This window comes from Thiohalomonas denitrificans (assembly GCF_900102855.1).
In the GTDB taxonomy this organism is placed as follows: domain Bacteria; phylum Pseudomonadota; class Gammaproteobacteria; order Thiohalomonadales; family Thiohalomonadaceae; genus Thiohalomonas; species Thiohalomonas denitrificans.
Genome location: NZ_FMWD01000002.1, coordinates 44,665 through 57,842, shown reverse-complemented (window position 1 = coordinate 57,842; position 13,178 = coordinate 44,665). Strand labels below are relative to the sequence as shown.

Here is a 13,178-nt window from a genome sequence, read left to right as displayed (position 1 = left end):
CCGGGTCGTGGTGGTATCTTCAGACCCGTGTCACTGCGCCTTGGCAATATGGTCGTGGTTCAGTTTGACGGATGCGGTGGCATCTGCCAACTCACGAACCGGCGATCTTTCCTTCGCTGCGCTTTACCCGCTCCCACTCTACATTCATCTCCTGCAGAGAAGCCTCATCGAGTGACCGGCCCGCTCGCTCCAGCGTGGCCTCCATGGCGCGGAAGCGGCGTTCGAACTTGCTGTTCGCGCCGCGCAGGGCCGTTTCCGGATCGACTCGGGCCAGGCGGGCCAGGTTTACGCAGGCGAACAGAAGGTCCCCCAGTTCGTCCTGCAGTGCGCTGCTGTCGTGTTGTTCCAGTTGCTCGACCACCTCTTCCGTCTCTTCCCTGACTTTTTCAAGGGCGCCGTGGGCATCGGGCCAGTCGAAGCCGATCCGGGCCGCACGTTTCTGCAGCTTTTCGGCACGGGTGAGGGCGGGCAGGGCAACGGCGACACCATCCAGCACGCTCTGGGTTCGGCTTCCGGCCCTGGCGGATCGCTCCCGGGCCTTCTGCGCTTCCCAGGCGATGGTCTGGGCTTCGGCATCCTCCACCTCTTCATCGCCAAACACGTGTGGGTGGCGGCGCACCATCTTCTCCACCACCGTTTCCACCACATCGGGGAATCCGAAGTGCCCCCCCTCTTCGGCGATGCGGGCATGGAAGACCACCTGAAACAGCAGGTCACCGAGTTCCTCGCGTAGCTCGGAAAGCGCCTGGCGCTCGATCGCGTCTGCCACCTCATAGGCCTCTTCGACGGTGTAGGGCGCGATGGTTGCAAAGGTCTGTTCCCGGTCCCAGGGGCACCCCCCCTCGGGAGCTCGCAGGCGCGCCATCACCTCCAGCAGGGTTTCTATGCGGTTGTAGTGTTTCATGGAATTGGCTTTCGGTCCTCTGTGGTGCACATCCGATGGTCGGACACTAAATCCTTTTTACCGGTTGCGGCGGCTCCACTCCTGCAGTGCCACGCCCTCCTGGTGGGCGCCGCTGAGGACGTACTGGAGTACGCCCTGAATGCGGTAGAAATGGGCCACCGAATCGAGCCGCAGGATCTCTTCGCCACCGCGGTCGAAAAACAGCAGCGTCGGTGTGTAGAACAGCCGGAGCCTTTCCGACCACTCGCGCGCGGTCAGCCTCTCTCCATCGGGAGTGATGACGGGCGTCTCGCCCCATACTCCGAGTTGTATGGTGTCAAACTGGTCGAGAAGATCGCGGATCGCCTTGCGCTGCATGGGGCCGGAGTGCAGGACGTCGCAGGCGTGGCAGTCGGCCTGCTCGAAAAAGACGATGAGCGGACGTTCGCCGGGGAACCGGGTGCGGTCAAGATTGAACGGGGGCGGTGCAAAAACCTCCGATGGATTGAGCTCCCCCTCACGCGGGGCCAGATTCGGATCGGCGCGCTGGAGGTAACTGCGAAAGCTTTCGGTTTGGTAATGGTCGTCCGCCACGTACTCCAGGGCCGCGCGAAAGCGGTAGGCGCTATGGTATCCGGTGAGCTTGTGAGCCTGACGACCCTCGGGATCATAGAAAATCAGCGTGGGCGTCAGGTTGGCATTCTCCCGTTCGGCGAAGGCCTTTTCGCTGGATTCACGGCCCTCCGGATCGGTGACGGTACGGTCGCCGTGAATGTCCACCTCAACCACGTGAAAATTACTCTGTACGTAGCTTCGGATGTCCGGCTGTTTCAGGTCTTCCATCAGCGCCTGGCAGTAGGGGCAATATTTCTGTCCGAAATAGACAATGAGCCCTTCGCGTCCCGCGCGTTTCGCGTCGGCCAAGTCCTCCCCCAGATCGAGGAAGGTGAGTTGAAACCAGTCGGGCGTCTCTACCTGCTCCGTGAGCGGGGCGTCGTTGAACTCCCACGCCTCCTCGGCCTCTTCCGTCAGGGTCTGCTCCCAGGCATCCCATTCTGCATCCGACTCTTGCGCCAGGATCGGACCGGGCACCAGCAGTAGCAGTGCGAGGACGCCGTGTGTTACGAGTTTTGTGAACATATCCGGATAGTAAACCATCCATGGGCCTCTGTGCAGGAGTGGTCTCGAACGTATAATGGCGCAAACCAACGGAGAGGAAGATGGGCAGACCACGCATCGCACTGGCACTTGGCAGCGGCTCGGCCCGCGGGTGGGCCCATATCGGGGTCATACGCGCCCTCGCCGAGGAGGGGATCGAGCCGGAAATTGTTTGTGGGACATCGATCGGGGCCATGGTCGGCGCGGGTTATGTGACGGATAGCCTGGATCGTCTGGAGGCGTGGGCGCGCGCCCTCGACTGGTGGGACATCGTCCGCTTCATGGACGTCAAACTGGCGGGCGGGTTTATCGCCGGGGAGGCCCTGACCGAATATTTTCGCAAACACATTCGCGACCGGGATATGAAAGAGGCAGAGCGGATTTTCGCCACTGTTGCCACCAATCTAAATACCGGCCGTGAAATCTGGCTGCAGACCGGCCCCATTCTGGAGGCGGTTCGGGCCTCCATGGCACTGCCGGGACTCTTCAATCCCGTCAAGGTGAATGGCGATTTTCTGGTGGATGGCGGGCTCGTCAATCCGGTACCGGTGTCGGCGGCCAGGGCTCTGGGGGCCGACCTCATAATTGCGGTCAATCTCAACGGCGACATCGTCGGCAAGCACCTCATGCATCCGCCCCGCCTGAAGCCGGAGAAAAGTCCCGGCGAAAGCAAGGCCGTCTGGGACCAGATCGTGCAGCGTTTCAACGACGAACTGCGTTCCAAGCTGATGGGCGGTGCGGCTCCCGGCCGGGCCCCCAAGGCGCCGGGTCTTTTCGATGTCCTCGCCTCTTCCATCAATATCATGCAGGACCGCATAACCCGCAGCCGTATGGCCGGCGACCCGCCGGACCTGCTGATTGAACCACGTCTGGCCCACGTGGGCTTGCTGGAATTCGATCGCGCCGACGAAGTCATCGCGGTCGGTTACGACACGGTGAAACAGATGCGACCGGCACTGGCCCGATTTATTGAATGACGCTCAGGCCCACGACCGGATCAGGCCTTGGGGAGAACTAAAGAGAAGGAATAAAGGGCACTTCTATAAATTCGTCATTTCCGCGAAAGCGGGATCCAGCCGTTTGATTTTACTGGGCTCCCGCTTTCGCGGGAGTGACGAAAAATCAATTTTTAGAGGTTCCCTAGAGTGGGGCACCTAGAGCTGTTTGCCCCATGTCCCCTCTGATAAAGGCAAGTTTCTGCTGAGTCGCTATTTCTTTTTCAATGACTCGATCGGCACCACAACGTCGCCCTGTGGTTTCGGACCATCCTTGAATTGAGGGCGCATATCCATGGGCCTGTCGTTCTCTGCAGCCAGCTCCTGTTCCCGCTGGCTGATCAGGATCAGGCAGTCCCGGAGACCGTTGACGGTGTTTTCGCTCAAGGGGTGCTTGATACCGGGTTCGGTCGCGGTATCCTTGATGACCTCGGTAAGAACCCTCTTGACGGCACGCAGGATCTGCTCTTCTTTGCTAAATTCGGTTTCGCTCATTATCTCTCCGGACCCGGGGTCCAATTCGTCTCTGTAGATTGGCCGTCAGGATGACGTTGTATTATCCTGAGCCGGAATACGAAAAGTCTACATGAATACTCGGCTTTGTCCCAACCTGTGTGGGGCGGTCGACCTTTCAAGGAGTCCCCCATGTCCCAAGTCCCCGATGCACTCCTGTTTATTGCTCCCGGGTGCCCCCACTGTCCCGGGGTCCTGCAGGGGCTTTCCGACCTGGTCAAGAGCGGGGAAATCGGCCGCCTGGAGGTGATCAATGTGGCCGTTCATCCGGAGAAGGCGGCGGAGATGGGTGTGCGTTCTGCGCCCTGGACCCGCATTGGCCCTTTTATCCTGGAGGGTGCACAGACGCCGGGGGCGCTCAAACAGTGGGCTGAAAAGGCCCTGGGTGGTGAGGCGGGCAGCGAGTACCTGCATGAGCTGCTGAGTTCCGGCAGATTCTCCGAAGCCGAGGCGTATCTCGAGGCTGAGCCGCAACGGCTTGTGGAAACGCTGGCGATTGTCGGCGATCCCGAGGCGCCGATGCAGGTCCGTCTGGGGGCCAATGCTCTGCTGGAGAACCGGGAGGGGAGCGAGGCGTTGACGGCCCTTGTGCCCCGGCTTGGCGAGCTGTCCCGTCATGAGGACCACAGGATACGAAGTGATGCCTGTCATCTTCTGGGCCTGAGCGGCTCACCGGAGGCTGCGGCGTACCTTCGTGAAAGGTTGCAGGATGACAGCGCCGAAGTGAAAGAGATAGCGGAGGAGTCGTTGGAGAAGCTGGGCGGGTAGGGGCGGCATCCCTGCCGCTTGGGAGCCTGTCCGAGGCTATTCTCGGATTCCAGGCTTGCTATTCGAACATTGCCTGTTCGGCTTCCAGGACCGCCAGGCTGATGTGCTTGCCGAGCTCTTCGTTGAAGCCGGTCCAGTTTTTGAAGCGTGCCAGACGCTTCTCGATTAACGGCTTCATTTCAAACGGTTCCATGCCCTGTTCGTAGAACTCTTCGGCGCCGGAATAGACGCCATCCAGGTAACCGCGGTAGTCGTGCACGAATTCAACCCCGGCCGTCTGGCCGTGTCCCGGCACATAGACCTCGGCCGGGATCTGCAAGGCGGCATCGATCACCTCCACACTGCCGCGGAAGGTGCCGTCGTTCATTCCGACGATGCGTTCGTTGCAGACGTTATCGGCGAGGAACAGCACCTTTTTCTCCGGGATCTCGATCATGATATCCGTAGTGGTGTGGGCCGGTCCCGGGTGGTGGAATCGAAAGGTGGTGTCACCGAAGCTGACGGCATCGCCATCGCCCACCGCGATGTTCGGGCCACGGATCTCGGTACCGGCGGTGGCTCCTTCGGTGGAGCGATGCATGATGTCGATCCACTGTTCTCCGGCACCCTCTTCCACTCCCTTGATCATATTCGGGTGCCCGTAGATGGGGACTTGCGGGTCGGCATTGCGGAAGGCGTGATTTCCGAGCCAGTGGTCGCCATGAACATGGGTGTTGAGCAGGGCGACCACCGGTGCTTCGGTGATCTCCCGAATCTGGCGCAGAACCATCTCCCCGGTCTGCACACTGGAGCCCGGGTCGATCACAACGACACCTTCGTCCGTAACGACGAAAGCCGGATTGTTCATGAATCCCTGGTTTTCGGGTGAGGGATAGCCCTTCGGGCCGTGAATCACGTAGGTGTTATTGGCGACTTGATCGGCGGGGTAGTCCGGGATGGCGGGTCCGCGCTCTGTAGCGAACGCCGGCGCCATCAACAGCATCGCTGTCAATGCGGTTACTTTTTTCAAGGTATCCTCCTGTGGGTCTTTATATCCGGTCGATGCCGGTTTTTTTTTGGTGCTTCGATGAACCGGTGAGTCTAGCATCGGCGGTTTCAGGCGCCTACTGGGCAAATTTGGTCTGTTAGCCGACGGACACCAGCAAGTAGGATGGGGTGAGCCCCGCGAACCCCATCGAGAAACTGGCCAAAATTGGTCAATGTATTACCGAGCGGACTGCGTAGGCGACGGGCTGCTACTATTGGAGGAGTGCCTAACCGTATCAAAGCATGAACTTCCTTCTACGGCTAATCCTCGTTCTCCTGCTCGTCGCCTGCGCTTCGGCCGCTGCCCAGGATGCGGAACCGGCGGATCGGCTTGGCGTAAGGCTGGATATCGAAGGGCCTATCGGCCCCGCCACGAGCGACTATATCCGACGCTCTCTCGACAAGGCGGTGGAGCAGGGTGCACAGCTGGTGGTCTTGCGGATGGATACTCCCGGCGGGCTGGACTCGGCGATGCGGGAGATTATCCAGGCTATTCTGAGTTCCTCCATTCCGGTGGTCAGTTACGTCTACCCACGCGGTGCCCGTGCCGCCTCGGCGGGAACCTACATCAGTTATGCCAGCCATATCGCCGCCATGGGACCGGCGACCAACCTGGGTGCGGCAACGCCGGTCTCGGTTGGTGGTGGCTCCCCGCTCCCCGGAGCCGGAGAACAGGAATCGGACGAGGAACCACCGGGCAGGGACGAAGGTGACCAGCCGGCTGCGGATGAACCAGCCGCTACCTATGATGACCCGCGAATGAACAAGGTGGTCAACGACGCCGTAGCCTATATTCGCGGACTGGCCGAGCTACGCGGGCGCAATGCCGAATGGGCGGAACAGGCGGTGCGCCGGGGTGTGAGCCTCAGTGCCAGTGCGGCACTCGAGAAAAATGTCATCGACCTCATCGCTGACACTCCCGAGGAACTGCTCCGGAAGATAGACGGCCGTACCGTTACCATCAACAACGAGGAACGGACGCTCGATACCGAAGGAATGGCTCTGGTGCCCATGGAACCGGACTGGCGTAGCGAACTGCTGGCGGTCATTACCAATCCCAACATTGCCTATATCCTGATGCTGATCGGCATCTACGGGTTGATCTTCGAGTTTGCCAATCCCGGGGCCCTGGTGCCGGGAATCATTGGGGCAATCTCTCTGCTGTTGGCCCTCTTTGCGCTTCAGGTCCTGCCCATCAACTACGCCGGACTGGCCCTGATCATCCTGGGGGTCGCCTTGATGCTCGGGGAGGCGTTTGCGCCCAGTTTCGGGGCGCTCGGGATTGGCGGGCTGGCGGCATTCGTGATTGGCTCGATTATCCTTATCGATACCGATGCTCCGGGATTCGGGATATCTCCGGCGCTCATCGGCGGCGTGGCACTGTTTTCCGGGGCGCTGTTCATGTTCTTGATGAGTGCAGTCATCCGGGCGCGGCATCGGCCGGTGGTCAGTGGCAGTGAGGAGATGGTGGGGATTCTGGCCACCGCACTGGAGGATTTCGATCATGAAGGCCACGTGCATGCCCACGGAGAACGCTGGCGGGCCAGAACCGACACGCCTGTGCGCAAGGGACAACAGGTTCGGGTCATGGGTCTGGACGGGCTCTGCCTGAATGTGACGCCGCAAGAGGAAACACCGGAACAACAAGGGGAGTAGGACATGTTCAACTATTTCACACTGATCGCAGTCGGCTTTGTTGCCGTGATCATTTTCAGCGCCTTCCGGGTGCTGCGGGAGTACGAACGGGGCGTGGTCTTCCAGCTCGGTCGCTTCTGGAAGGTGAAGGGGCCCGGCCTGCGGCTGGTGATTCCCGTTATCCAGCAGATGGTCCGGGTGGATATGCGCACCATTGTCATGGATGTCCCCTCGCAGGATGTCATCTCCCGCGACAACGTCTCGGTAAAGGTGAATGCCGTGATCTATTTCCGCGTGCTCGATTCGGAGAGGGCCATCATCCAGGTAGAGAATTACTATGAGGCCACCAGTCAGCTGGCCCAGACTACCCTGCGTTCCGTGCTCGGCCAGCACGATCTCGACGAGATGCTTGCCTCGCGTGACAAGCTTAACGACGACATCCAGAATATTCTCGACAAACAGACCGATGCCTGGGGCATCAAGGTCTCCAATGTGGAGATCAAGCATGTGGATATCGACGAGAGCATGATCCGCGCGATCGCCAAGCAGGCGGAGGCGGAGCGGGTGCGCCGCGCGAAGATTATCCACGCGGAAGGCGAGCTGCAGGCCTCGGAGAAGCTGCGCCAGGCATCGGATGTGCTTGGTCAGTCGCCTCAGGCCATTACGCTGCGCTATCTGCAGACCCTGACCGACATCGCCGGCGAGAAGAACTCCACCATCGTTTTCCCGCTGCCGATGGATATCCTCGAACCCCTGCTGTCGAAGCTGCGAAAATAGACCCGTTTTTCATGCACGAGTTGCCGGGCTTCGGCTAGGCTGTTTGCTTGAGGGGTAGGGTTCTTAACGGGCACCTTCCAAGCAACTCCTTATGTCGTCGGCCCGGAGCGTCTCCTTCTTCTCAAGTTCGACGGCGAGACGCTCAAGGGCATGACGGTGCTCTTCGAGCGTACCACGGGCTCGCTTTTCCGACTCCTGCAGGAGATTGCGAACGGCTCGATCCACACTCTCTGCCGACTGTTCGCTATAGCGGCGGGGCTGGGCGATCTCGCGCCCGAGGAACGGGTGCTCTTCGTTGTCACTGAGATCCACCGGCCCGACTTCATCCGACATACCCCACCGGGAGACCATTGAGCGGGCGAGCTTGGTGGCCTGCCGAATATCGTCGTCGGCACCCGAACTGATGCTGCCGAGCATGAGTTTCTCAGCCGATCGACCCGCGAGCGTCACCGCCAGACGGTCCCGCAGGTACTCCTCGGGGAAGGTGTAGCGCTCGTGTTCGGGCAGTTGGTGCGTACCGCCCAGTGCGCGCCCGCGGGGAACAATGCTGACCTTGTAGAGCGGATCGGTGTTCGGCAGGAAGTGAGCCACCAGGGCGTGTCCGGCTTCGTGAAACGCCAGCCTTCGACGCTCCTCCGGTTGAAAGATGAGTTGCCGTTCCGCACCCATCATTACCCGATCGCGGGCTTCATCGAAATGCCTGAGGTCGACGTTTTCACTCCCTTCGCGGGCGGCAAGAATGGCGGATTCATTCACCAGATTTTTCAGGTCGGCACCTGCGAATCCGGGTGTGCCGCCGGCGATCTGTTCCAGATCTACGCCGGAGGCGAGCGGTACCTTGGCGGCGTGCAGCTTCAGTATGGCCAATCGCGCTTCGCGGTCCGGCAGGTCCAGGTTGACGTGTCGGTCGAAACGCCCGGGCCGTAGCAGCGCCGGGTCCAGCACGTCGGGGCGGTTGGTCGCCGCAAGCACCAGCGTGGCCTCCCGTCCCGTGAAACCATCCAGTTCGGCCAGGATCTGGTTAAGCGTCTGTTCCCGCTCATCGTGCCCTCCGCCAAGACCGGTACCGCGGGTTCGGCCGATACTGTCCAGCTCGTCGATAAAGATGATGCTGGGAGCATTTTTTTTCGCCGCAGCAAAGAGATTGCGTACCCGTGAGGCACCAACCCCCACAAAAACCTCGATGAATTCGGAGGCGGAGATGGTGTAGAACGGCACGCCGGCTTCCCCGGCCAGGGCCCGGGCCAGCAGGGTTTTGCCGGTCCCCGGCGGACCCATGAGCAGAATCCCTCGGGGGATTTCCGCCCCCAGGCGTCGGAATTTGTCGGGCTCTTTCAGGTACTCCACCAACTCCCGGACCTCGCGCTTGGCCCCCTCCTGGCCCGCTACGTCGGAAAAGCTTATGTTCGGTATTTCGGCTCGCTCGGTGGATCGCTCGAGAAAGCGTTTCATCTCGCCTCCGCCAGGGCCGAGTTGCCCCATCTGGCGGGCGGTTCGCCGGAAAAACCAGACCAGGAGACCGATGAACAGCAGCCAGGGCACCAGCACGATCAGCAGCCGGGTGAGAAGGCGCTCCTCCTCCGGCGGCTCGACCTCGATGGCGATATCTCCGGCTTCCAGCTGCGCCAGAAGCTCCTCGGCCCCGAACTCCGGTACCCGGGTGCTGAACATCGTGCCGGTCGTTTCCCGGGGGCCCAGTTCCGTTGGCTGACGCAGTTCTCCTTCAATATTCCGGCCCTGAAGGAGTACCCGTTTCACTGCGCCGTCCTCTACCAGGTCCCGGAATTGCGTATAGGTGATTTCTGTTCGTGGTTCATCGGTAGGGACAGAAAAGAGGGCAAACAGCAAAAGTGCCAGGGCGACCCATAGCACGATGGGGACCCATTTTTGAATCGGTGGTTGCTGTTCGTTTTCGGACATCTCTCCGGGCAGACGCAAACAGAGCGGGACTCGTATTCCTTGAGCCTATCCGAAGCCGACAGCCTTGCACAGTCCGGGGCAGGTAACGTTCGCCGTCCGGTTTACGGCGATTCGGCTGGAGACTATCGTTTAAAGGCGCCGCGAACAGCTATTGAGGCAACCTGGAGATATCCTGGAAGCCGTTTGCGATGGTACAGGGAGGCAGAAGGACATTGTGGTGACCTGCGCTGGGCTCGCCTGCGCTACTTCCCGGCGCCAGATTCCGTAGCCGATATCACCACCAGTTCGCCCCGAATATGGCTTGTTCAGAAAGTCGCTTTAACTGTCCCCTCCGAGCGTGAAATAGAAAGAAGCCCCTTGGCTTGGGACGGCCTCAACCCACACTTCTCCTGCATGGCGCTCGACGATACGCCTCGCCGTGGCCAGCCCGATACCCGAACCCTTAAAATTCTTATCGTCGTGAAGACGCTCGAATGGCTGAAACAGTTTGTGTACGTATTCCATTTCGAAGCCGATTCCGTTGTCCCTTATGACAAACACCCGGCGTCCGGAAATAAGTAGGCTTACAAAACTGATGCGAGGTTCCGGGCTATTGGAGGTAAACTTCAAGGCATTGGAAAACAGATTTTGCAACAGCAGGCGTATTAGCGTTGGGTCGCCCCAGGTTGTCATCCCCTGTTCTACATCGACACTTACCTGACGGTGCCCTGCCCCGGATCGTAGCTGGCGCACGATCTCTTCGGCCAGTCCGCTGAGGTCCACATCAGTACGTTCCAATTCGGTCCGAAAAACCCGAGACAGGCTCAGAAGACCGTCGATCAGATCACTCATTCGCAGGGTGGCGCTCTGTATGCGTTGCAGGTAGTTGTGTCCGTCCTCGTTAAGAAGTTCCCCGCAATCTTCTTGTAAAGCCCCGCTGAAACCGTTGATGGCGCGCAGAGGGCCGCGCAAGTCGTGGGACACTGAATAACTGAATGACTCCAATTCTCGGTTGGCGGCCGCCAATTCAGTCGTCCTTTCCCTGACACGCTGCTCCAGTTCGTCCTGAGCACGCAGCCAGGCACTCTCCGCTGCCTGCCGCTGTTGCTCTCGTTCAGTCACGTCGATAAGACTCAAAACCATCCCTTCCACTTCACCAGCCTGATTCGTAAAAGGTGTTAGTGTCCAATCCCAGTAAGTGGCCCCGAGGCTCGGGTGCTCAAACACTTTGGCAATCGCGCTGTGGGCTTTACCAGTCGCGACCGTCCGACCGAAAATACGTTCGTTTTCCTCATGGGGGTAAAGGTCGAAGTGGCTGCGACCGACAAGAGCTTCCGCAGGCATGCCCGTCATTTCGCAATACGCCCGATTGACTCGCAAGAAGTTAAACTCCCGGTCCAGCACTGCGATACAGACGTGAAGATTGGCAAACAATGCCTCCAGTTCTGCTGTCTTGCGACGCATCTCCTCCTGGAGACGGTTCCGCTCGCTGACGTCACGAAAAATACCCAGATAGATAGCGGTTTCGCCATCGGTAACGCGCGCGCCGCTGACCTCGACATCAACCAAGCTGCCATTTTTGCGCCGTGCTGTGTGTTGATAAAGTGACTGACCCGCCTGGTCAATATCGCGGAACGCTTCGATGACCCCCTTACGCTCTTCCGGCGGATAGAGGTCAAGCGGACCCATGGCCATCAATTCGTTTTTTGAATAGCCGAAAAAGTCCATGGCACGACGGTTGGCACCTATCAGTTGCCCATGGTCATTCGCCACCAGAATGGCGTCCGTGGCGTGCTCCATCAGCATTCGGAACCTAAGCTCTGAATCGGCTAAAGCATGTCGGGCGGCAGACAGTTCGGTGATATCCAGTGCCGTTCCGGTATAGCCGATGACTTTAGAATCTACGGCATAAAGCGGCTGCAGCCTTGACTGAACGAGGCGCATCCCGCCATCGGAGCGGACAATGGTGTGTTCGACTTCCACTGCCTGGCCGCTATCGAACAGCCACTGAATAGCCGTTTCGAGCTTTTCCCGGGAATCCTCGGGGAGGTATTCGCAAAAAAGCTCAAATGAGGGTTTGACCGATTGCGGGAACAGCCCGAGTAACTGATAAAAGCCGTCTGACCACAGACGCTCACCCGATTGCGAGTCCCATCGCCAGCTGCCGAGTCCGGCTATTAACTCGCCCCTGGCCAACTGTCTTTCGCTCTCACGGAGCTTCAAGTTTGCCATGCGCCGTTCTGTGACATCTCTGCCGACGACAAGAATCGGATCATTCCCCTCTCCAGTCGGGCGGGCGTGCCATTCGATCCATCGATAGATTTCGCCTTCCATGAGAAATCGGTACGGTTCCAAGCAGGTAACCTGCTTGTTTATCTGTCGCAAAGAAGACAGAAGGTTTTCTGCATCATCGGGATGGCACAGTGAGCTTAGTAACTGCCCATGCAGTTCCGACTCATCGTGACCGAAAAACTGCTCCGCAGCCCGATTGAGCCTCAGAATTAATCCACAAGTGTCGAGAACGAGAATGGGATCGGGAACGAGCGAGAAAACACTGAGATCCGTGGGGAGCTTGGTAAAAGAAGGGATTTGGAATTTTGCATCCATGCCGAGTTCTTCTATTCCCGCTCATATCCTCCAACGGAGTACGAGCCGATTTGTCTTTGCGCCCGTGCCTGGCTTTTCGCAATTTTCATAAGACTGCGCCTCCTTGGGTTTAGATTGACTATGCCACAGAAAGTGACATATGTCACAGATTTGTCGCGTCAACCGTGTTAGGTCATTGACGGACGGCTCTGGTAAGAAAGGAGGGAACAATTGACCACTAGATAGCTCCTAAACGGAAGCTACCGCGAAAGAGCGCGCTGACCGCGCGTGGCCGTTTTCAGCCCAAGCGTTTGTCGCACTGGCGACAGTTCCTACAGTGCGCCTTCAGCTTTGAACCCCATCGTAGCCCAAACGGTCGTTGCCTCAACGTCTCATGGGTGGAGCCGCATAGGGGCGATGCGTCGGCCCCGGTCGGTCAGGAACGCTTTCGTGCAGAAGTAACGGGTAAACGGGTGAACCAACCGTGATACCACGACGGCTTTACCCGAGCTGAACTCGTGACGGTTGGTGAATCGATTGGGCTGCGGCGGCCTGCCGAGATCCTGGATGAAGTCATTGAGGTGGTTAGCCGGCGGCCCGACTACGCCGAAGAGGCTGGGGTTGATGGTGCCCGGATTGCCACGATTGCGGCCGAGCACCGGCTCGATATCACCTGAACCCGAGCCGGCGCCATCGTGATCGCTGCTGCGGTGAACATCAGAAACTCCCAACGACAGAGAGTTTCCCGGATTCACCTTCTGCGCAGCCGTAGTGGCTTTGGAGAAGCCGGAGATCAAGATTTAATCAAATTGGGTATCTGAAGGGACAGAGGGTTTCGGGATAAACCTCTGATTGGATTGGTCGGGGTGAGAGGATTCGAACCTCCGGCCCCTGCCTCCCGAAGACAGTGCTCTACCAGGCTGAGCTACACCCCGTTT

At 59.3% G+C, this 13,178-nt stretch carries 11 protein-coding genes and 1 tRNA gene; 4 read left to right on the top strand and 8 right to left on the bottom strand.

Translation table 11 applies throughout. The annotated features are described in order from the left end of the window. Positions 1-91: 91 nt before the first annotated feature. Positions 92-904, bottom strand: coding sequence for a nucleoside triphosphate pyrophosphohydrolase (gene mazG, locus BLP65_RS02830; protein WP_092992430.1), 813 nt, complete (start codon positions 902-904; stop codon positions 92-94). Positions 905-961: 57 nt separating this feature from the next. Beyond that, on the bottom strand, positions 962-2,023 hold the full coding sequence (locus tag BLP65_RS02825; protein WP_175452413.1) for a thioredoxin family protein: 1,062 nt from the start codon (positions 2,021-2,023) through the stop codon (positions 962-964). Positions 2,024-2,103: 80 nt separating this feature from the next. Between BLP65_RS02825 and rssA the strand changes: the two genes are divergently transcribed. Beyond that, the gene (rssA, locus tag BLP65_RS02820; RefSeq protein ID WP_092992426.1) at positions 2,104-3,018 is read left to right on the top strand and encodes a patatin-like phospholipase RssA; all 915 of its coding nucleotides are present in this window, start codon (positions 2,104-2,106) and stop codon (positions 3,016-3,018) included. Positions 3,019-3,249: 231 nt separating this feature from the next. Here rssA and BLP65_RS02815 read toward each other — a convergent pair whose 3' ends face one another. After that, positions 3,250-3,531, bottom strand: a complete 282-nt coding sequence (locus tag BLP65_RS02815; RefSeq protein ID WP_092992424.1) for a hypothetical protein — start codon at positions 3,529-3,531, stop codon at positions 3,250-3,252. Positions 3,532-3,681: 150 nt separating this feature from the next. Between BLP65_RS02815 and BLP65_RS02810 the strand changes: the two genes are divergently transcribed. After that, positions 3,682-4,317, top strand: coding sequence for a HEAT repeat domain-containing protein (locus tag BLP65_RS02810; protein WP_092992422.1), 636 nt, complete (start codon positions 3,682-3,684; stop codon positions 4,315-4,317). A gap of 58 nt (positions 4,318-4,375) precedes the next feature. Here BLP65_RS02810 and BLP65_RS02805 read toward each other — a convergent pair whose 3' ends face one another. Beyond that, positions 4,376-5,326: an MBL fold metallo-hydrolase gene (locus tag BLP65_RS02805; RefSeq protein ID WP_175452412.1), complete on the bottom strand. Its 951-nt coding sequence runs from the start codon at positions 5,324-5,326 to the stop codon at positions 4,376-4,378. Between the two features lie 260 nt (positions 5,327-5,586). On the opposite strand from BLP65_RS02805, the gene BLP65_RS02800 reads away from it, so the two are divergent. Then, positions 5,587-6,999, top strand: a complete 1,413-nt coding sequence (locus BLP65_RS02800; RefSeq protein WP_092992418.1) for an NfeD family protein — start codon at positions 5,587-5,589, stop codon at positions 6,997-6,999. A 3-nt stretch (positions 7,000-7,002) separates the two neighbouring features. Continuing rightward, positions 7,003-7,755: a slipin family protein gene (locus BLP65_RS02795; RefSeq protein ID WP_092992416.1), complete on the top strand. Its 753-nt coding sequence runs from the start codon at positions 7,003-7,005 to the stop codon at positions 7,753-7,755. A gap of 63 nt (positions 7,756-7,818) precedes the next feature. Here the strand turns inward: BLP65_RS02795 and ftsH are convergent, their stop codons facing one another. The 4 genes from ftsH to BLP65_RS02780 all read right to left on the bottom strand — a co-directional run bounded on the left by ftsH (position 7,819) and on the right by BLP65_RS02780 (position 13,175). Beyond that, a complete protein-coding gene (gene ftsH, locus BLP65_RS02790; protein WP_092992414.1) occupies positions 7,819-9,675 on the bottom strand; it encodes an ATP-dependent zinc metalloprotease FtsH in 1,857 nt (618 codons plus the stop codon). A gap of 318 nt (positions 9,676-9,993) precedes the next feature. After that, positions 9,994-12,261 (bottom strand): PAS domain-containing sensor histidine kinase, encoded by a 2,268-nt coding sequence (locus BLP65_RS02785; RefSeq protein WP_092992412.1) that lies wholly within the window; start codon positions 12,259-12,261, stop codon positions 9,994-9,996. 371 nt (positions 12,262-12,632) lie between these two features. After that, entirely contained in the window at positions 12,633-13,037 is a 405-nt protein-coding gene (locus BLP65_RS16585) for a hypothetical protein (protein WP_139181405.1), read from the bottom strand. A gap of 61 nt (positions 13,038-13,098) precedes the next feature. Further along, a tRNA-Pro gene (locus BLP65_RS02780) sits at positions 13,099-13,175 on the bottom strand. Positions 13,176-13,178 lie beyond the last annotated feature (3 nt).

What these genes read in the sequence shown, in the direction of transcription:
- BLP65_RS02810 (WP_092992422.1), top strand. Translation starts at nt 3,682, where the DNA reads ATGTCCCAAGTCCCCGATGCACTCCTGTTTATTGCTCCCGGGTGCCCC.
- BLP65_RS02795 (WP_092992416.1), top strand. Translation starts at nt 7,003, where the DNA reads ATGTTCAACTATTTCACACTGATCGCAGTCGGCTTTGTTGCCGTGATC.
- BLP65_RS02815 (WP_092992424.1), bottom strand. Translation starts at nt 3,531, where the DNA reads ATGAGCGAAACCGAATTTAGCAAAGAAGAGCAGATCCTGCGTGCCGTC.
- mazG (WP_092992430.1), bottom strand. Translation starts at nt 904, where the DNA reads ATGAAACACTACAACCGCATAGAAACCCTGCTGGAGGTGATGGCGCGC.
- rssA (WP_092992426.1), top strand. Translation starts at nt 2,104, where the DNA reads ATGGGCAGACCACGCATCGCACTGGCACTTGGCAGCGGCTCGGCCCGC.
- ftsH (WP_092992414.1), bottom strand. Translation starts at nt 9,675, where the DNA reads ATGTCCGAAAACGAACAGCAACCACCGATTCAAAAATGGGTCCCCATC.
- BLP65_RS02825 (WP_175452413.1), bottom strand. Translation starts at nt 2,023, where the DNA reads ATGTTCACAAAACTCGTAACACACGGCGTCCTCGCACTGCTACTGCTG.
- BLP65_RS02800 (WP_092992418.1), top strand. Translation starts at nt 5,587, where the DNA reads ATGAACTTCCTTCTACGGCTAATCCTCGTTCTCCTGCTCGTCGCCTGC.
- BLP65_RS02785 (WP_092992412.1), bottom strand. Translation starts at nt 12,261, where the DNA reads ATGGATGCAAAATTCCAAATCCCTTCTTTTACCAAGCTCCCCACGGAT.